This is a genomic window from Paractinoplanes rhizophilus (assembly GCF_042664765.1).
GTDB lineage: Bacteria > Actinomycetota > Actinomycetes > Mycobacteriales > Micromonosporaceae > Actinoplanes > Actinoplanes rhizophilus.
Map to the genome: position 1 here is coordinate 160903 of NZ_JBHTBJ010000002.1, position 18868 is coordinate 179770.

13 protein-coding genes and 1 riboswitch are annotated in these 18868 nt (G+C 71.5%); of the genes, 2 read left to right on the top strand and 11 right to left on the bottom strand.

Going from position 1 to position 18868, the window contains the following annotated elements; translation table 11 throughout:
- Nucleotides 1–45 precede the first annotated feature (45 nt).
- The 7 genes from mraY to mraZ all read right to left on the bottom strand — a co-directional run bounded on the left by mraY (nucleotide 46) and on the right by mraZ (nucleotide 9471).
- Nucleotides 46–1149 carry a phospho-N-acetylmuramoyl-pentapeptide-transferase gene (mraY, locus tag ACFQS1_RS04665; protein WP_378964790.1) on the bottom strand — a complete coding sequence of 368 codons (1104 nt, stop codon included), beginning with the start codon at nucleotides 1147–1149 and terminating at the stop codon, nucleotides 46–48.
- Entirely contained in the window at nucleotides 1146–2528 is a 1383-nt protein-coding gene (locus ACFQS1_RS04670; protein WP_378964791.1) for a UDP-N-acetylmuramoyl-tripeptide--D-alanyl-D-alanine ligase, read from the bottom strand. Before ACFQS1_RS04670 ends, mraY begins: the two co-directional genes overlap by 4 nt.
- A complete protein-coding gene (locus tag ACFQS1_RS04675) occupies nucleotides 2525–4105 on the bottom strand; it encodes a UDP-N-acetylmuramoyl-L-alanyl-D-glutamate--2,6-diaminopimelate ligase (protein WP_378964792.1) in 1581 nt (526 codons plus the stop codon). Before ACFQS1_RS04675 ends, ACFQS1_RS04670 begins: the two co-directional genes overlap by 4 nt.
- A 49-nt stretch (nucleotides 4106–4154) precedes the next feature.
- On the bottom strand, nucleotides 4155–6446 hold the full coding sequence (locus tag ACFQS1_RS04680; RefSeq protein WP_378965023.1) for a peptidoglycan D,D-transpeptidase FtsI family protein: 2292 nt from the start codon (nucleotides 6444–6446) through the stop codon (nucleotides 4155–4157).
- 164 nt (nucleotides 6447–6610) lie between these two features.
- On the bottom strand, nucleotides 6611–7498 hold the full coding sequence (gene ftsL / locus ACFQS1_RS04685) for a cell division protein FtsL (RefSeq protein ID WP_378964793.1): 888 nt from the start codon (nucleotides 7496–7498) through the stop codon (nucleotides 6611–6613).
- Nucleotides 7499–7659: 161 nt separating this feature from the next.
- Entirely contained in the window at nucleotides 7660–8712 is a 1053-nt protein-coding gene (gene rsmH, locus ACFQS1_RS04690; protein WP_378964795.1) for a 16S rRNA (cytosine(1402)-N(4))-methyltransferase RsmH, read from the bottom strand.
- A gap of 327 nt (nucleotides 8713–9039) precedes the next feature.
- Complete coding sequence (mraZ, locus tag ACFQS1_RS04695) at nucleotides 9040–9471, bottom strand: division/cell wall cluster transcriptional repressor MraZ (protein ID WP_378964796.1); 432 nt, start codon at nucleotides 9469–9471, stop codon at nucleotides 9040–9042.
- A gap of 875 nt (nucleotides 9472–10346) precedes the next feature.
- Between mraZ and ACFQS1_RS04700 the strand changes: the two genes are divergently transcribed.
- Nucleotides 10347–11267, top strand: coding sequence for a hypothetical protein (locus tag ACFQS1_RS04700; RefSeq protein WP_378964797.1), 921 nt, complete (start codon nucleotides 10347–10349; stop codon nucleotides 11265–11267).
- Between the two features lie 413 nt (nucleotides 11268–11680).
- Here ACFQS1_RS04700 and ACFQS1_RS04705 read toward each other — a convergent pair whose 3' ends face one another.
- From ACFQS1_RS04705 to ACFQS1_RS04715, 3 genes are read right to left on the bottom strand one after another with little or no spacing between them, the layout of a single operon-like run.
- Nucleotides 11681–12406 (bottom strand): TVP38/TMEM64 family protein, encoded by a 726-nt coding sequence (locus ACFQS1_RS04705; RefSeq protein WP_378964798.1) that lies wholly within the window; start codon nucleotides 12404–12406, stop codon nucleotides 11681–11683.
- A 37-nt stretch (nucleotides 12407–12443) separates the two neighbouring features.
- Complete coding sequence (locus ACFQS1_RS04710; RefSeq protein WP_378965025.1) at nucleotides 12444–13157, bottom strand: type 1 glutamine amidotransferase; 714 nt, start codon at nucleotides 13155–13157, stop codon at nucleotides 12444–12446.
- 29 nt (nucleotides 13158–13186) lie between these two features.
- Nucleotides 13187–14410 (bottom strand): Mur ligase family protein, encoded by a 1224-nt coding sequence (locus tag ACFQS1_RS04715; protein WP_378965026.1) that lies wholly within the window; start codon nucleotides 14408–14410, stop codon nucleotides 13187–13189.
- A gap of 435 nt (nucleotides 14411–14845) precedes the next feature.
- Nucleotides 14846–14977, top strand: a riboswitch (cyclic di-AMP (ydaO/yuaA leader).
- 6 nt (nucleotides 14978–14983) lie between these two features.
- Here ACFQS1_RS04715 and ACFQS1_RS04720 point away from each other — a divergent pair.
- Nucleotides 14984–15799: a C40 family peptidase gene (locus tag ACFQS1_RS04720; RefSeq protein ID WP_378964799.1), complete on the top strand. Its 816-nt coding sequence runs from the start codon at nucleotides 14984–14986 to the stop codon at nucleotides 15797–15799.
- Nucleotides 15800–15856: 57 nt separating this feature from the next.
- On the opposite strand, the gene leuS is transcribed toward ACFQS1_RS04720, so the two are convergent.
- Nucleotides 15857–18664 (bottom strand): leucine--tRNA ligase, encoded by a 2808-nt coding sequence (leuS, locus tag ACFQS1_RS04725; RefSeq protein WP_378964800.1) that lies wholly within the window; start codon nucleotides 18662–18664, stop codon nucleotides 15857–15859.
- Nucleotides 18665–18868: the final 204 nt, after the last annotated feature.

Below are 18868 nucleotides of genomic sequence, written 5' to 3' on the forward strand. Positions count from 1 at the left end.
GACACGCCAGCCCGCTTCATCCGGCTGGCGTGTCGCGAGAGACTTCTATCCCATCACGGCCAGGAAGTCGGAATAGAACAGGCCGAGGCCGATCGCCACGCAGATGCCGGCCACGATCCAGAACCGGACCACGATGTTGACCTCGCTCCACCCGGCCAGCTCGAAGTGGTGCTGCAGCGGCGACATCCGGAACACCCGTTTGCCGGTCGTCTTGAACGAGATGATCTGGATGACCACGGACATCGTGACGATCACGAAGAGGCCGCCGATGATGATCGACAGCAGCGTGGTGCGGGTGGCGACGGCCAGGCCGCCGATCAGGCCGCCCAGCCCGAGCGCGCCGGTGTCGCCCATGAAGATCCGGGCCGGGGAGGTGTTCCACCACAGGAAGCCCACGCAGGCCGCCGCGGCCGCCGCCGCGATCATCGCGATCTCCAGCGGGTCGCGCACCTGGTAGCAGTAGTCGTTGACCCGGGCGTAGTCGGTGTCGCCGCACCAGTGCCGGTACTGCCAGAAACCGATCAGCGCGTACGCCCCGAGCACCAGGATGGAGGCGCCGGTGGCCAGGCCGTCGAGGCCGTCGGTCAGGTTCACGCCGTTCGACATCGCCATGATCACGAACACGAAGACGATGACCGAGCCGACCTTGCCGACGTCGAGCCAGCTGATGTCGCGGATGAACGAGATGTGCTCGCTGGCCACGGTCTGGCCGTTGGTGCTGGCCACGTAGAGCGCCGCGATGCCGAACCCGGCGCCGACGATGAGCTGGCCGAGCAGCTTGCCCTTGGCGGACAGGCCGTCGGAGTTGCGCCGGCGCACCTTGAGGAAGTCGTCGAGGAAGCCGACCACGCCGCAGAACACGAACAGCCCGAGCAGCACCAGGGCCGTCATGGTCGGGCCCTCCTGCGCGATCTGCCGCTCGGGCAGCGTGGTCAGGGCGACGTGCCCCGCCACGTACGCGAAAACGGTGGCCACGATGAAGGCGACGCCGCCCATCGTGGGCGTGCCCTTCTTGCCCTGGTGGCTGGCCGGGCCGATGGAGCGGATCGGCTGCCCGGCCTTGAGCGCGGTGAAGACGCGGATGGCCACCGGCGTGCCGAACAGCGAGATGATGAACGCGACCGCGGCCGCGACTATGACTGCCCTCACGGGCGACCCTCCTCGGGACGCAGTCCATCGACCACGTCCCACGTGCGGTACCTGGACCCCTTCACGAGCACGACGTCGCCGGCCCGCAGATCCCCCCGGACGATCTCGAGCGCGGCGGCCTGATCCGCCGCGAAGATCGCCTCGCCGGTCCACCCCTGGACCGTTCGTGCCCCGTCCAGGATCGGACGGGCGTTCTCCGCGACCGCCACGAGCCGGTCGATCTGCAGCTCCGCCGCGAGCCGGCCGGCCTCTTCATGGCCGGAGCGCTCGTGCTCGCCCAGCTCGGCCATGTAGCCGAGCACCGCGACGCGGCGGTCCCCGGTCATCGCCGCGAGGGCGCGCAGGGCGGCCGCGGTCGACGACGGGTTCGCGTTGTACGAGTCGTCGATCACCGTGACGCCGTCCGGGCGGACGAAGACATCCATCCGCCGGCTCGACACGATGCCGATCTCCCCCAGCGCGGCGACGACGTCCTCGAACGGCATCCCCAGCGACAGCGCCACCCCCGCCGCCGCCAGCGTGTTGGCCACTTGGTGGCGTCCCGCCACCCGCAGCCGGACGTTCCCGGATTTATCGTCAAAATGCATCTGGTAGGAGGCTCGTCCGGCGGCGTCGAGTGCCACGTCCGTCGCACGGACATCGGCCTCGGCCGCTTCCCCGGTGCGCACGATGCGCGCGGCGGTCCTCGGCGCCATCCCGGCCACCAGCGGATCGTCGGCGTTGAGCACCGCGACCCCGGTGGCCGGCAGCGCCTCGACCAGCTCGCCCTTGGCCCGCGCCGTCCCCTCGACCGACCCGAACTCGCCGAGGTGCGCGGCTCCGATGTTGAGCACCACGCCCACCTCGGGCCGGGCGATCTCGCAGAGGTAGCGGATGTGCCCGATCCCCCGGGCGCCCATCTCGAGCACCAGGAACCGGGTCTGCTCGGTCGCCCGCAGCACCGTGTACGGGAAGCCCAGCTCGTTGTTGAGCGACCCGGCCGGCGCGATGGTCTCGCCCTGCCGCGCCAGCAGTTGCCCGATGTAGTCCTTCGTCGTCGTCTTTCCGGACGAGCCGGTCAGCCCGACGATGGTGAGCCGCGGCAGCCGCTCGACCACCGCCCGCGCCAGCGCGGCCAGCGCGGCCAGGGGCTCCTCGACGACCACGCCGGGCTGCCCGGTGTCCCGGGTGCTGAGCACGGCCGCCGCGCCGGCCGTCACGGCGCCCGCGGCGTACGCGTGGCCGTCGACCTTCTCGCCCTCGAATGCGACGAACAGCCCGCCCGGCCCGATCTTGCGAGAGTCGTACTCGACGCCGCCGGTCACGGCCACCGACGGCGCGGCATTGACGAGCCGCCCCCCGGTGACCTTGGCGATCTCGTCCAGAGTCATGCGGATCAAGAGCCACTCCCCAGCGCCGCGGCCAGCTCGACCCGGTCGTCGAACGGCAGCATCTGCCCGTCGACCTCCTGGCCCCGCTCGTGCCCCTTGCCGAGCAACGCGATCACGTCGCCCGAGCCGGCGAGCCGGACCGCCTCGTCGATGGCGGCACGCCGGCCGGCCACCTCGATGATCTTGGTGGCCGCAGCTCCGGCGACTGATAGTCCAGGCTTGGGTAGCGACACAGCTCCGCCGACTGATAGTCCAGGCTTGGGTAGCGACACAGCTTCTTCGGCTCCGGCCCGGACGGCCGCGCGGATCGCCGCCGGGTCCTCGGTGCGCGGGTTGTCGTCGGTGACGATCACCAGGTCGGCGCCGCGCGCCGCGGCCGCGCCCATCAGCGGCCGCTTGCCCTTGTCGCGATCGCCACCCGCCCCGATCAGGCAGATCACCCGCCCGCCGCGACCGGCCGCCAGCTCCCGCAGGGCGGCCAGCGCCGCCACGATCGCGTCCGGCTTGTGCGCGTAGTCGACCACGCCGAGCACCTCGCCCGGCGCGTCCACCCGCTCGAGCCGGCCCGGCACCCCCGGGCACGCCGCGATCCCGCGCGCCGCGACGTGCGCGTCCACCCCCACGGCCACCAGCGAGGCGAGCGCGAGCAACGCGTTCGCCACGTTGTGCCGACCGGGCAGCGATACGCCCGCCTCGACGGCGATCCCGCCCGGCCCGTGCGCCACGAACTGCTGCCCGAACGCCGCGGGCCGCACGTCGGAGGCCCACCAGGTGGCGTCCCGGGAGCCGGCCGCCGAGTACGACACCGTGGCCGGCCTGAACAGCGGCCGCAGCGCGGGGTCGTCGTGGTTGAGCACCTCGACCCGGCTGCGCCCGTCGAACAGCTTGGCCTTGGCCGCGAAATAGTCGTCGACGCCGGAGTGGAAGTCGAGGTGGTCGAGGCCGAAGTTGGTGTAGCCGCCGACCGCGAAGCCGATCCCGTTGACCCGGCCGATGGCGAGCGCGTGGCTGGACACCTCCATCACCACCGCGCCGACCTCGCGCTCGGCCGCGGCGGCCAGGATCGCCTGGAGGTCGGTCGCCTCGGGCGTGGTGCGCACGCTGGCCACCACCAGGTCGCCGAGCCGGGTCTCGACCGTGCCGATCAGCCCGGTCACCAGGCCGGCGGCGCGCAGCCCCGACTCCACCAGGTACGCCGTCGAGGTCTTGCCCGCCGTGCCGGTGATGCCGATCATGGTGAGCCGCGCGGACGGGTCGCCGTAGATCGCCGCGGCGGCCGCGCCGAGCACGGCCCGCGGGTCGTCGGCGACCAGGACCGGGAGCCCGGCCTGCCGGGCCGGCTCGGCGCCGGCGGCGTCGGTCAGCACGGCCACCGCCCCGGCCGCGGCGGCCGCCCGGATGAACTCGGCGCCGTGCCGGTTGGCCCCGGCGAGGGCGGCGTACAGGTCGCCGGGACGCACCTCGCGACTGCTGTGCGTGATGCCGGTGACCTGGACGTCCGCGCCGGTCAGCGAGGCCGGCAGCAGGGCCGCCAGGCGCTCCAGCCGCGTCGGCGCGACGGACTCGGGACGGGGAATGCCGGACACGGCGTCAGACCCTACCCGGTGCCCGCATACGAGACGAAAACGCCACGGCTCACGGATGGATGCGGAACTTGGGCGCCGGGGTGCTGGACGGCGGCACCCGGTAGTGGAGCAGCGCGAACGACATCATGTCGCGGAACGCCGGCGCCGCCACGTCGCCGCCGGTGCCGTGCGGCACCTCGGCCGAGACCGCGATGACGAACCGCGGGTTCTCCGCCGGCGCCATGCCGATGAACGACCCGTAGTTGCTGCTCGTGTACTTGCCGTCGACGAGCCGCTTGCCGGTGCCGGTCTTGCCCGCCACCCGGTAGCCGTTGACCCGGGCCTGCGTGCCGGTCGCGTCGTCCTCGTCGACGACCGCCTCCATCATCGTCCGCAACTGCCTGGCCACCTCCGGCCGGAGCACCCGGTGCGTCTCGGGCGCCGCGGCCGGCGTGGTCTTGCCGTCCTTGCCCGAGATGATGCTCTTGACGAGGTGCGGCTGGACGTACATGCCGTCGTTGGCGATCGCCGCGTATCCCGCCGCCATCTGCACCAGCGTCGCGTCGACGCTCATCCCGATCGGCACCGAGCCGGACGCCGACCCGCTCCACTCGTCGGGCGCGAGGATCTTGCCGGGCACCTCGCCCGCCACGCCCTCGTTGGTCGACTTGCCGAGGCCGAACTTCTGCTGGTACTCGTACACCTTCTGCTTGCCCAGCCGGTCGGCGATCAGGATGGTGCCGACGTTGGACGACAGGGCCAGGATGCCGGGAATCGTCATCTTGGTCCCCTTGGGCTGCAGGTGGCTGTCCTGGAAGACATATCCGCCCCGCTTCAGCGCCGGCCCGACGGTTATCGCCGAGTCGGGCGTGATCGCGCCTTCCTCCAGGGCCGCTCCGATCATGAACGCCTTGTGGATCGAGCCCGGGTCGGCGACGATGCCGCTCGGCACGTCGTCGCGGGTCGACGGCGGCACGTCCAGCGGTTTCGCGGCGTTGTACCCGGGGTAGCTGGCCTGCGCGAGCACCTCGCCGGTCCGGATGTCGATCACGATGGCGCCGCCGATCGACGCCTTCCACTTCTGCAGCTGGTCGCTGAGGATCTGCTGCACCCGGTACTGCAGGTCGCCGTCGATGGTCAGCTCGATCGAGTTGCCCGGCTGCGGCTCGGTGTAGCTCTGGTAGCCGCCCGGGATCGGCGCGTCCAGGTCGCCCTTGCCGATCTCGAACTCCTGCTTGCCCGGGGTGCCGCGCAGCAGCGAGTCGTAGCGCGCCTCCATGCCCTCGAGGCCGGCGTTGTCGGCGCTGGTGAAGCCGATCAGGTTGGACGCCAGGTCGGCGCCCGGCACGTCGCGGCGCTCGTCGTGGCCCACCACGATGCCGCTGAGCTGCTTCATCGCCGCGATCCGGTTGCCGATGGCGATGTCCACGCCCTGGGCCAGGAACTCGAAGCGGGACTGCCGCCCGTCCGCCCGGGTGTGCTTGGTCATCTTGGGGATCAGCTTGGACTGCGCGACGCCGAGCAGCGGGGCCAGGATGGCCGCGGTCTGCGACGGGTTCTTGACCAGCACCGGGTCGGCCGCCACGTAGCGCGCCTCCACGCTGTGCGCGAGCACGGTCCCGTCCCGGTCCAGGATGCTGCCCCGCGGGGCGGGCAGGGTGATCGCGCTGATCCGGTCCTCGCGCAGCTTGATGAGCCGGGCCGCGTCCGCGGGCGACGAGGCGACCTGCAGCACGACCAGCCGCACGCCGATCATGACGAACAGGGAGAGCGCCAGCACGGTGCCGAGCCGCAGCCGCCGGGCCGGGTTGGCCAGCTTCGGCGGCTCGGGCGCGATCGCCCGCACAGCGCGGCTCTTGGCCGCCGGGCTCCGGGTCGCCGTCGGCGACCCCTTGGCGAGGGTCCGGCCAGGAGGCTTTCCGGCTGCTTCTTTTCGCGTACGGGTGGGGAAGGGCGGCCTGGCGTCGCGGGCCGGCTTCGCCCCCGACCGCGCCGGCTCGCGCACCCGGACGCCACGTCCCGCGGAGCGCTCCCGGCGTCGGCGAAGTTCGTCGCCGTCGTCGTCCCGGTCGGCCTCCGGGCGGCGACTGCGCGGCGGCTCGCGCCGCGGGTCGCGCTGCGCGGCCCGCCCGGGCTTCCCGGTCTTGCCAGCCCCGGTCTTGCCAGCCCCGGTCTTGCCCGCGTCGGTCTTCCCTTTACCGGCCCCGGTCCGCCCGGCGGGGCCGTCGGCCGGCGGCTCGGTGTCGGCCGGTCGCCGCCCACGCTGCGGGCGGCCGCCGTCGAGCACCTGGAGCGCGGGCCGGAACGGGTCGGTGGTGCGGCCGGCTCGCGGCGAGCGGGTGCGCTGGTCGCGCTCGGCCATGGTGCGGCCGCGCGGGGTGTAGGCCCGCGCGTCACCGATCCCGCCGAAGCCGCGGCCCCGGCCGGTGTCGCGGGTCTCGTCGCCTTCGGCCGGAAGGTCGCGAGACGTACCGCGCCGGGGCGACTCGCCCCGGCGCGGTGTGTCGTCGTTGCGCGGCGACATGGTTACTGCCCGGCGCCAGTGCCGCTGGTCGTGCCGGTGCCGGTGCCGGTGCCGCCGGTCGCGCCGCTGGTCGCGCCGGTGCCGGTGCCGCTGGTCGTGCCGGTGGTCATCTGGCTCCCGTCCGCGGTGGTGCCGTTGTCCGCCGTGCCCGCGTCGCCGGCCGTGGCGGCGTCCTGGGCCGTCACGGACGCCTTGCCCTTGGCCGGCGTCGGCACCCCGATGATCTTGCCGTCGGGCAGCGTGAACAGGGCCGGGTGATCCTCCTTGACCAGGCCGAGACGGCGGGCCGCGGCGTCCAGGTTGCCGATGCTGGAGACCGCCACCAGCTGGTTGTCGAGGTCCTGCTCGGTGTTGTCCAGCGCGGTGTTCTGCTTCTTCAGGTCGTCGATCCGGAACGAGTTCTCGTTGGTCTTGGTGTTGATCAGCAGGATGCCGAGCACCCCGACGATCACCAGCCCGATGACCGACGCCACGAACGGCGCCCGCGGCGCGCTGACCGGCGCCGGCGGCGCGACCCGCAGCCGCGGCGCGCCCACCCCGCCGGTGTTCCGCGCCGGCGGCGTGACCCGCAGCGGCTCCGCCTGGGCCGTCTCGAGCGAGGCCACCTCGAGCGGGGTCGCCTCGGGCCGGGTCGCGCCGAGATCGATGACCGCCTCCGGCTTGAGCGCGGCGGTGCCGTCGACCGGAGCGTCCAGCACCGGACGCCGGCCACCGGCCCGCGCGTTCCGTTTGCGGGCGGCCTCCGACCGGCCCTTGCCGATCATGGGCTCCGGCCGGCGGCCCTTGCCGTGCGCCAGGTCCGCACCCGAGCGGCGGTCGGCGCGGCCGTCATCCGGCGCGCGGCGCTCCGCGCGTACCGGATCACCGTCCCGAAGCCGCGCCCGCGGCACGCCCGTCTCCCGGCTCGCACGCCGCGTCTGGTCGGAATCCCGCCCGATCCCGGACCGGCGCGTGTCGGAATCGTCGCCGCCGATGTGGCGCGCCCCCCGGGCGTCACTTCGCCGGCCATCCGCGTTGCGGCCCCCCAGCCGCGGCGAGTTGGCGCGCTCGCTCATTTCTTACCCTCCCCCTCGTCGCGTTCCCCCGGGCGTAACCGCCCTCGTCCCCCGTGCGTTGACATGCGGGGCCGCTCGCGACCCGATGCCTGGTCGTTCCGGCCGAGGCGCTCCACCGCGCGCAGCTTCACCGAAGCCGCTCGCGGGTTCGCCGCGACCTCCTCGTCGGTCGGCGGCTCCGACCCCCTGGTCAGCAGCCGCACGGTCGGACCGGTCCCGGGCAGCTCGACCGGCAGGTCGATCGGGCCCGTGCTGCGCGACCTCGCGGTGAGCTCGCGCTTGACGATCCGGTCCTCCAACGATTGGTAGCTCATCACCACAAGCCGGCCCTTTGGCGCGAGAGCGTCCAAAGCCGCCGGAAGCGCCGACTCGAGTGCGGTGAGCTCCCCATTTACCTCAATACGTAACGCCTGAAACGTTCTTTTTGCGGGATTTCCACCCGTTCGTCGCGCGGCGGCCGGGATCGCGTCCTTGACCAGCTCCGCCAGCCGGGCCGTCGACGTGATCCGCCCGTTCGCCCGCTCCCGCACGATCGCCGACACGATCCGCGGTGCGAACTTCTCCTCGCCGTACTGCCGCAGGATCCGCACCAGCTCGCCCGGCTCGTACTCGTTGACGACCTGCTCGGCGGTGATCCCCGCCGTCTGGTCCATCCGCATGTCGAGCGGGGCGTCCTGCGCGTACGCGAAACCGCGGTCCGCCTCGTCCAGCTGCAACGACGAGACACCCAGATCGAACAGGCCACTGTGGAACCGCTCGTACCCGAGATCGGCGAGCACCTGCGGGAGCTCGTCGTAGACCGCGTGCACCAGATGGGTCCGGGCGCGGAACCGGGCCAGCCGTTGCCGTGCGTGGGTGAGGGCCTCGGTGTCGCGGTCGAGTCCGATCAGGACGACCTCGGGGAAGCGCTCGAGAACCGCCTCGGCATGCCCGCCCAGCCCGAGCGTGAAGTCGACGTGGATCGCGCCCGGCATGTCGAGCGCGGGAGTGAGCAGCTCGAGACAACGCTCGAGCAGCACGGGCACATGCGTGCCCCGTGGCTCCCCCATGTCGACCCCCTTGCCCACCCGGCCGTTCCCAAGTCAACCGCCCGGTCCGGACGTCGTCCGTACCGCCAGATCCCCATCCGCTCGTGTCCCCGGTCTCGGACCGGCTTCGCCCGTTGCCGGCGGGCTGGGCCGATCCGTTCCGGTGCCTTGTCTCGGCTGCGCCTTGCGGGCTCGGCCCCTTCGGGCCGTGCCTCGCGGGCTGTGCCGTTCGGCTGGACACGCGCCTGGCGCCGGGGAAGAGGCGCCAGGAGCGGGAGCGGCTGGAGATCTCGCAGTACGGCGGCAGTGACGTCCGGAGCCGTGATCGGCCCGGCAGGGTGCCACGCCCTAGAGTCCGCCGGGCAGCACCCCCTCCTCGATGTCGGCGAACTCGTCTTCGCTCGCCGCGAGGTAGTCGTCCCAGGACTGCTTGTCCCAGATCTCGACGCGGGTGCTCGCCCCGATCACCACGAGATCGCGATCCAGCGCCGCGTATTCCCGCAGGTGTCCCGGGATGGTCACCCGTCCTTGCTTGTCGGGCACCTCGTCGTGCGCGCTGGCGAAGAACACCCGGCTGTACGCCCGGGCGGCCTTGTTGGTCACCGGCGCCTCCCGAAGCTGGCCCGCGATGCGCTGGAACTCCGGCATCGGGAACACGTACAAGCAGCGCTCCTGCCCCTTGGTGATCACGACACCTCCCGCCAGCTCATCTCGGAACTTGGCTGGAAGGATCAGCCGCCCCTTGTCATCGAGGCGCGGGGTATGGGTGCCGAGGAACATCGGCCGTCCACCCCCTGCCCCAGCGGTTCGCGGTCCGCTTGTCAACTCGGGCCGGCAGGCCTCCCAGGTCTAGCTCCCCCCTCAGCCCTGCCAATGCGCTCCACTCTACTCCACTTCCCTCCACCCGCAAGCCGATTGAGCACGGAGCCGAGACAGCTTCACGGACATAGCCGCAGCTCAGCACCGTGCGCTAGCCGTGGAGGGCCACACCCATGATCAACCCGGTCGCGTTCCCGACACCCCCGCCACCCCCGGCACATACCGCCGCAAAATGTCCCAAATCTCCCATCATCACGCCCTGTCAACCTTCCGAGTGGAGGAAAGTGGCGGCCCCTGGTGGAGCAACGTGGAGCCCTCAACCCCGCTCCCCCGCCTCGCCTCCTCCGCCCCGCTTCCCGCGCACCGCGTCCCGCGCACCGCCTCCCCGCACCGCCTCCCCCGCGCCGCCTCCCCGCACCGCCTCCCCCGCACCGCCTCCCCCGCGCCGCCTCCCCGCACCGCCTCCCGCACACCGCCGTCCCCGCACCGCCGCCGCGCCTCCCCGCACCGCCGCCGCGCCTCCCCGCCCCCCCGCCGCACCTCCCGCCCCTGCTGCGGCGGCACCCGGCGTCGCGATCTTGATAACTTGCCGCTTGCTCCGCACGGGAACTCATCAGCCCGGCGCTGCCCGTCGCCCCGACGTCGCGATCTTGATTAATCGGCGTGCGCCGCCCGCGCTAGCTCATCAGGACCCGGAGCGGCTGTTATCCACATGTCGGCCGCCGTCCACAGGAGTCGAGCGCGCCGGCCGCCGGCTGCGAGAGGGTCTCGGGATGCGAGCTCTCCCGGGTCCGGGCGCCGGCGACTTCGACTGGCTGACCTTCCGTCAGGCCGGCGTGATCACGACGGACCAGGCCGAACAGTTCCACACGCCCGGCATCGTCCGGGGCCGCGTGCGGCAAGGCCGATGGCGGCGCCTGTGCCGCGGCATCCTCCTCACCGAGAACGGCAGGCTCCACCGCGATCAGCAACTCTGGGTGGCCGTCCTGGTGTCCGGCCGAGATGCGCACCTGGCCGGCTGGACCGCGGCCACGGAAGGCGGCGTCCAGGGCGTCCGGGCCGATCCGATCAAGGTGCTCGTTCCGGCCGACCGTTGCCGCAGCATCCGACTGCCCCGGCTGCCTGAGGACATGCCGGCTGTGCAGACCCACCGGACGACCGTCTTCCCGCAACGCCATCGCCAGATCGGTTCCCCACCGCGCACCACCGTCGCGCGAGCGGTGATCGACGGCGCCGCCTGGGCTCCGAACGACAACGAGGCCCGGGAGTTGATCGTGCGATCCTGCCAGCAGGGCCGCACCACGGTCGCCAGTCTCCATGAGGTTCTCCGCCGCTTTCCCATGCTCCGACGCCGGCGACTGATCCTTCAGACGATTGCCGACGCCGAGGGCGGTGCGGCCGCGCTTTCCGAGATCGATCTCGTACGGCTGTGCCGGCGACACGGCCTGCCATTGCCCGACCTTCAGCGGATCCGCACCGACGCCACCGGCCGCCGGCGCTATGTCGATGCGCATTGGGCGAGTTCGCATCTTCTGGTCGAGATCGACGGCGGCCACCACATGGACGCGCAGTACTGGGCGGCCGACATGCTCCGCCAGAACCAGATCTGGATCGCCGGCGACCGCATCCTCCGCTTCCCGGCCTGGCTCGTCCGCTCCGACCCGGCGGCGGTGGCCGCTCAGCTCCGCGAGGCGCTGATCGCCGCCGGCCATCCCACGCTGGTAGGCAGCCAGGCGCAAACCACCGAGCGGTGGTGATTTTGCGCATGCCAGGCACGCCAACTCATCAAGATCGACGCTGAGCGACGGGTGCGCAACCTAGCAGCGATGAGTTGCTGCGCGCGACGCGCGGCAACTCATCAAGATCGCAGCGCAGAGAAGCGCAGCGCAGAAGGGGAGAGCGCAGCGCAAGGGAGAGCACAACGCAGCGGGGGGAGCGCAGCGCAGCGGGGAAGCGGGCAGCGCCGAGAAGCGCAGCGCCGACGGGGAAAGCGCGGCGCAGGAGGGGGAAACGCGGCGCAGGAGGGGGAAACGCGGCGCAGGAGGGGAAAGCGCAGCGCGAGGGAAAGCGCAGCGCAGAGGGAGCGCAGCGCACGGGAGAGCGCAGCGTGGAGGAGCGCAGCGCGAGGGGAAGCGCGGCGGGTGAAGCGGGATCGTGAGCGGAAGCGGGCTCAGGCGGGGGCGGCGGCGCGCCGGGCGGCACGCTTCCAGCGCCAGACAATCGTGGTGGTGAGGGTGAAGCCGACCAGGGCCGGCGCCAGGCTCAGCGGGTTCAGGCCGTGGGGGTTGGCCACCGCGGCGCCGATGACGGCGTAGCTGACCGCGGACGGGATGGAGGCCAGGAAGGTGCCGAAGAGGTACCGCTTGCGGCAGACACTCGTGGTGCCGTACGCGTAACCGATCAGACCGAAGGGAGCCAGCGGCAGGAACCGGACCAGCAGCACGGCGGCGAGGCCACGCCGGTTGAGCCAGCCGTCGAGGCGGGCGAGCCGGCCGTCGGCCCGGCCGCGCAGAGCGCCCCGGCCGGCCCAGCGGCCCGCGTAGTAGGTGGCGGTGGCGGCGATCACGGCGGCGGCCAGGGCGGTGACCGCGCCGGTGGCGGCGCCGAGGAGGGCGCCGCACGCGATGGTGATGGCGGTACGCGGGACGAGCACGGAGAGCAGGAGGCCGCCCACGACCGCGATGGCGAGCGGGGCGACGTGGCCGAGGGCCAGGATCGCGTCGCCGATCTCGCGAAGCGGAAGGGTGGCCGCGGCGGCGGCGAGGCCGCCGACGACGATGCCCAGGACACCGAACCGGACCAGGCGGCGCTTCCATCCCATCGAGGACGGCGTTGGCAACGCCGGCAGCGAGGGGGTGGCCAGGGCCAGGGAAGGTGCGATCAGGGTGTCAGTCATGCAGTCGTACCGCCCAAACTGGTTGTCCGTGTGCTGGTCATGCGCCCGCCGCGGCGAGTCTCTCGGCGCGGAGCCGTTCGGTCCAGGTGTCGTCGACCGGCGAAAGACTATCCGCGCCGATGGCCCAGCGCAGTAGCAGATCGGCTATAGCTGGGTTGCGAGCGAGTGCGGGCCCATGGGAGTACGTGCCCAGGATCTTGCCGTGCCATGCGCCCTCGGTCTGTCCGTCGTTGCCGATGCCGGCGGTGACCCGCGCCAGCGGCTGTGCGCCGGGGCCGAGGTGGGTGCGGCCGCCGTGGTTCTCGAAGCCGGTGAGCGGCGGCAGGCCGAGCCGGGGGTCGATGTCGCCGCGGATCTCGCCGACCGCCCGGGTCTCGCCGCGGTCGGAGTGCAGGTCGAGCAGCCCCAGCCCGGGGCATTTCGCGCCCTTCGCGAAGAACGAGTGGCCGAACAGCTGGTAACCGGCGCAGATCGCGAGCACGGCGGCGCCCTGGTTGACCGCCCGGTGCAGGCCGCCGTCGTTGATCAGGCGCTGCGCGGCCAGGGCCTGCGGCCCGTCCTCGCCGCCGCCGATCAGGTAGATGTCGGCGGTGGACGGCATGGGCTGGTCGGAGCGGACCTCGTACGTCTCGACCGGGATGCCCCGCATCGCGGCGCGCCGGGCCAGGATCAGCAGGTTGCCGCGGTCGCCGTACGTCGAGAGCAGGTCCGGATAGATCCAGACAATTCGCAAGATGCTCTCAGTCACGATTTTCCTTCTGTTTTCCGCCGCGGGCCAGCTCAGTTGACACGGTCCAACTCCGCTCGAATGTCCTGGAACGCCGTGTAGTTGGCGATCACTTCGAGGCGGCCGGGCGGTACTGCCTGGATCGCCTCGTCAAAACTCTTAACGTGCCGGAACGGCACACCGTTCACCTCGAGGCGAACCGCCAGGTCATAGGCCCGGTCACCGGTGATCAGCACCGGCCGGTCCCGCAACGGCGCGAAGTTCACGTCGTAGAGCCACGAGGTGTCGAGACCGTCGGGGTCCCGGGCGTTGACGGAGAGCAGGGTGGGTGCCTGCTCCGCCATGTCGAACGCCTCGAGCCAGCTTGCCGGGTTCTTCGCCAGCAGCAAACGGACGTTTCGTCCGTCCCGCTCGACCTGGGCGTAGCGGCCGGCCACCGAGGCGACCGTCGCGAGGTGCGGCAGGGCCTCGATCGGGCGGACCCCGAACTCGGCCGCGACCGCGAGGGCGGTGGCGGCGTTACCCAGGTTGACCTGCCCGGGGAGCTGGAGCTTGACGAGGTGCCAGTCGCCGCGCGGGTCGACCACGCCGTCGTCCTCGACGCGCCAGTGCGGTTGCGGGCGGCGCAGCGGGCAGCCGACGCACCACCAGTCGCCGCCGTTGCGCTCGATCGGGTGGCCGCTCTGCGGGCAGACGAACGAGTCGTCGAGCCAGCGCTGACCGGCGCTGAACCAGGTGACCTGCTGGCCGCTGCCCTCGGCTGCCCAGACGACCATCGGGTCGTCGGCGTTGGCGACCACGCGGACCTCGGGGTGGCCGGCGAGGGCGTCGCGCCACAGCTGCGCCATCATCGCCACCTCCTTGGCCCGGTCGAGCTGGTCGCGGGAGAGGTTGAGAAGGGCGACCACGCGCGGCCTGGTGGCGTCGATGACCCGGGCCAGGTAGTGCTCGTCGACCTCGAGGACCGCGAACGGGGTGACGCCGGCCTTGGCGAGCGCCGACGTGTGCCCGGTGGGCATGTTGGCGCCGAACGAGTTGGTGGCGACCCGGCCGATGTGCGAGACCGCGGCCGCGGCGAGCCGGGTCGTGGTGGTCTTGCCGTTGGTGCCCGAGATGAGGGCGACCGCGCGGCCCGAGGCGAGATGAGCCAGCAGGTCGGGGTCGATCTTGAGGCCGAGCCATCCGCCGATGACCGAGCCGTCGCCGCGTCCCGCGGCCCTGGAGAGCGCCGCCGCGGTCTTGGACACGCTGGTCGCAACCTTGGCCCGCAGGGGCATCTTGCCGTCCGTCACGGGAGCGAGGGTACCCGACCCGTTGGTTACATCCGGTTGCTGGCGGCCGGGAGTCTACTGAATGCCCTCTGGCCTGCGGACAAAGGGTTACAAGCACTTTTTGTGTGTCGTGTTTCACCCGTAACCTTCCACCGTTCGTGAGCGGCTCATGACGATGCGCGATGGCATTTGTCTCCGGGAGCTAACAAACTGGACAGTAACCCCTGTGCCAAACACGCTGCGTGATCAGACCAAGACCGACGATCAAGCGAGATTTCAGGTAGCAAGGTTGGGCCGGTCCGCCGTGGACCGGCTCGCGACGACCAGGCTCACGCCGAGCCCTGCCCCGGGCCGGGAGTCGCGACCACGCAGCACGCACGACCACAAAGGCATACGGGGGCAGGGACGGGGGACCCACAGCTTCTCGAGAGAGACAGCCGGTCCGCTCCGCCGCCACCCGCTCCGGTGGCGGGCAACGGGGCAACCTCGGGGTGAAGTCGGCCACCACGGCGACCGGGCATCCTTCCCGCCCGAACCCGACAGCTAACCTCGCAGGCGTGCCGGAGGGATTCCCTTACCGTGCACGAACAAAGTTCGAGCCGGCGTCGGCGGCTGTCCGTCGGCACCGGAACCGCCGCGCTGTCCCTGGGCCTCTGCCTCTGCGCGGGCCAGCTGATCTCGACGCCGGCGGCGAGTGCCGCCACCCCCGTCGTGACCGCTGCCCAGGCGGCGGCCGCCAAGCCCACTCCGCGAGTCGGCACCACGATCAGCTCGCGGACGATCAACAAGGGCCAGAAGATCCGGGTCACCGCCCGGTACTACAACCCCAAGACCGGCGCGGCGATCAAGCTCGGCTGGGTCAAGCTGCAGGGCTATCGCGGTGGCAAGTGGGTCGACCAGACCGCCACCAAGATCAACACTGCCGGTGCGGCCAACCTGTACTGGAAGCCGGCGTCAAGTGTCAGCGTCCGCGCCGTCTACATCGGCAACGGCGCGTACAACACCCACGTCGGGAAGTCGATCCGCGTCACGGTCCGGCAGAACAAGGGCGCGCGGATCCTGGCCGAGGCCAAGAAGCACACGGGCGCGCTGTACCTGTACGGCGCGGCGGGGCCGAAGCGGTTCGACTGCTCCGGTTTCACCAAGTACGTCTACAAGAAGGCGGCAGGCAAGTCGCTGCCGCACAAGGCCAACTCGCAGCAGAAGTACGGCAAGGCCGTCAGCAAGGGCAGCAAGAAGGTCGGTGACCTGATCATCTTCCGCTCGGGCTCGTACGGCTACCACGCGGGTATCTACGCCGGAAGCGGGTACATGTACGACTCCCCGCACACCGGCGCGCGGGTCGGCAAGCACAAGATGTACGGCAGCAACTACGTCGTACGCCGAATCGCCTGACGCACCAAGCGGAAAGGGCGCCCCGCGGTTCGCGGGGCGCCCCTTTCGTCCTCGACGTCACACCACGACGCTGACCAGACGTCCCGGCACGACGATGACCTTCCTGGGCTCGCGCCCGGCCAGCACCTCGCCGACCTCGGCCAGCGCGGCCGACCGGACGTCGGCCTCGCCGGTCTCCGGGGCGACCGAGATCCGGCCGCGCACCTTGCCGTTCACCTGCACCGGGTACGTGATCGACTCCGCCTTCAGCTGCGCCGGGTCCGCCACCGGGAAGTCGGCGTAGGCCAGCGTGTCCGGGTGGCCCAGCTTGCGCCACAGCTCCTCGGCCAGGTGCGGCGCGAACGGCGACACCATCAGCACCAGCGGCTCGACCGCCTCCCGCGAGACCACCGGCAGCGGGGTCAGCGCGTTGGTCAGCTCGATCAGCTTGGCGATCGCGGTGTTGAACCGCAGCTCGTCCATGTCCTCCCGGACACCGGCGATGGTCCGGTGCAGATGCTTGCGCACCGCCGGTTCCAGCGGCTGGTCGGTGACGCGTACGGCGCCGGTCTCCTCATCCACGACCAGGCGCCAGACCCGCTGCAGGAACCGCTGCGACCCGACCACGGCCCGGGTCTCCCACGGCCGCGAGACATCCAGCGGGCCCATCGCCATCTCGTACACCCGGAACGTGTCGGCGCCGTACTGCTCGCACATCTCGTCGGGCGTGACGACGTTCTTCAGCGACTTGCCCATCTTCCCGTACTCGCGGAAGACCTCGTTGCCGTCGTAGAAGTACTTGCCGTCGCGCTCGACCACCTCCTCGGCCGGCACGATCACGCCGCGCGCGTCCCGGTACGCGTACGCCTGGATGTAGCCCTGGTTGAACAGCTTCCGGAACGGCTCGAACGACGAGACGTGGCCCAGGTCGTACAGGACCTTGTGCCAGAAGCGGGAGTACAGCAGGTGCAGCACCGCGTGCTCGACGCCGCCGACATACAGGTCGACACCGCCGGAGTCGCCGTCGCGCTGCGGGCCCATCCAGTACGCCTCGTTGTCCGGGTCCACCAGCGCCTTGTCGTTGCGCGGGTCCAGGTAGCGCAGCTCGTACCAGCAGGAGCCGGCCCACTGCGGCATCGTGTTGGTCTCGCGGGTGTACTTCTTCGGACCGTCGCCCAGGTCCAGCTCGACCTCGACCCAGTCCTTCTTGCGCGACAGCGGCGTCTCGGGCTCGCTGTCGGCGTCGTCCGGGGCGAAGGTGCGCGGCGAGAAGTCGTCGACGTCGGGCAGCACGACCGGCAGCATCGAGTCGGGCAGCGCGACCGGCAGCCCGGACTCGTCGTACACGATCGGGAACGGCTCGCCCCAGTACCGCTGGCGGCTGAACAGCCAGTCGCGCAGGCGGTAGGTGGTGGCACCGCGGCCATGCCCGTGCTGCTCCAGCCACGCGATCATCGCGGCCTTGGCCTCGGCGACGCCCTTGCCGTCCAGCCAGTCGCTGTTGATGGCCGGGCCCTCCCCGGTGAAGGCGCCCACAAAATCATCAGGAGCTTTCACCGTACGGATGATCGGCAGTTCGAAGTTCTCGGCGAACTCCCAGTCGCGCTCGTCCTGGCCGGGCACCGCCATGATCGCCCCGGTGCCGTAGCCGGCCAGCACGTAGTCGGCGACGAAGACCGGGATCCGCTGCTGGTTGACCGGGTTCGTGGCGTACGCGCCGGTGAAGACGCCGGTCTTCTCCTTGGACTCGGTCCGCTCCTGGTCGGTCTTGGCCGCGGCTTCCGCCCGGTACGCGGCGATCGCCTCGCCGGGCGTGTCGAATCCGCCGGTCCACTTCCGATTCGTCCCGTCCGGCCACTCGGCGGGCGTGATCTTGTTGACCAGCTCGTGCTCGGGGGCCAGCACCATGTAGGTGGCGCCGAACAGCGTGTCGGGCCGGGTGGTGAACACGGTGATCTGGTCGGATCCGACCGGGAAGTCGACGTGCGCGCCGCGGGACCGGCCGATCCAGTTGCGCTGCATCAGCTTGACCGGCTCCGGCCAGTCCAGGGTGTCCAGGTCCTCGATCAGGCGGTCCCCGTACGCGGTGATCCGCATCATCCACTGCCGCAGGCTGCGCTGGAAGACCGGGAAGTTGCCGCGCTCGCTGCGTCCGTCCGGCGTGACCTCCTCGTTGGCCAGCACGGTGCCCAGGCCCGGGCACCAGTTGACCGGGGCCTCGCTGATGTAGGCCAGGCGGTGGCCGTCGACCAGCTTGCGCCGCTCGATCGGGGACAGCTCGGCCCACGGCTTGCCGGGCGTGGGCCGGGTGCCCGCCTCGAACTCGGCGATCAGCGCGGCGATCGGCCGGGCCTTGCGGATCTTCTCGTCGTACCAGGAGTTGAAGACCTGCAGGAAGATCCACTGCGTCCACCGGTAGTACTCCGGGTCGGTGGTCGCGAACGAGCGCCGGTCGTCGTACGCCAGCCCCAGCCGCCGCAGCTGAACCTTGTACCGCTCGACGTTGGCCGCCGTGGTGATCGCCGGGTGGGTGCCGGTCTGCACCGCGTACTGCTCGGCGGGCAGGCCGAACGCGTCGAAGCCCATCGGGTGCAGCACGTTGAAGCCGGCCATCCGCTTGTAGCGGGTGTAGCTGTCGGTGCCGATGTACCCGAGCGGGTGACCCACGTGCAGTCCCGCGCCCGAGGGGTACGGGAACATGTCCTGGACGTGCAGCTTGGGCGCGCCGGCCCGGGGGTGCGCCGGATCGGCCAGGTCACCGGCCGGGTTGGGGGCGTAGAACGTCCCGTGCTCGGCCCACCAGGCCTGCCAGCGCGGCTCGATCTCGTTGGCCAGCGCGGCCGTGTACCGGAACCGCGGGGTCTCTGACTCGCTCATGGTCGGCATCTCGCTTCTGCGGTTTTACGTTCTGTTTTCCGCTGCGGGTTGGCTCAGCAGTTGGGCACAAAAAAGCCCCTCACGCAGGAGGGGTTCGCCGTGCTGTGCCCGTCGTCAGCGGCTGCAGCACGGCCGGCTAAGGAGCAGGAACTGCCGGGCCATGCGTGCATGATACCGGTCGCCGCCCGAGGACGGCGACCGGTATCCGTGCTG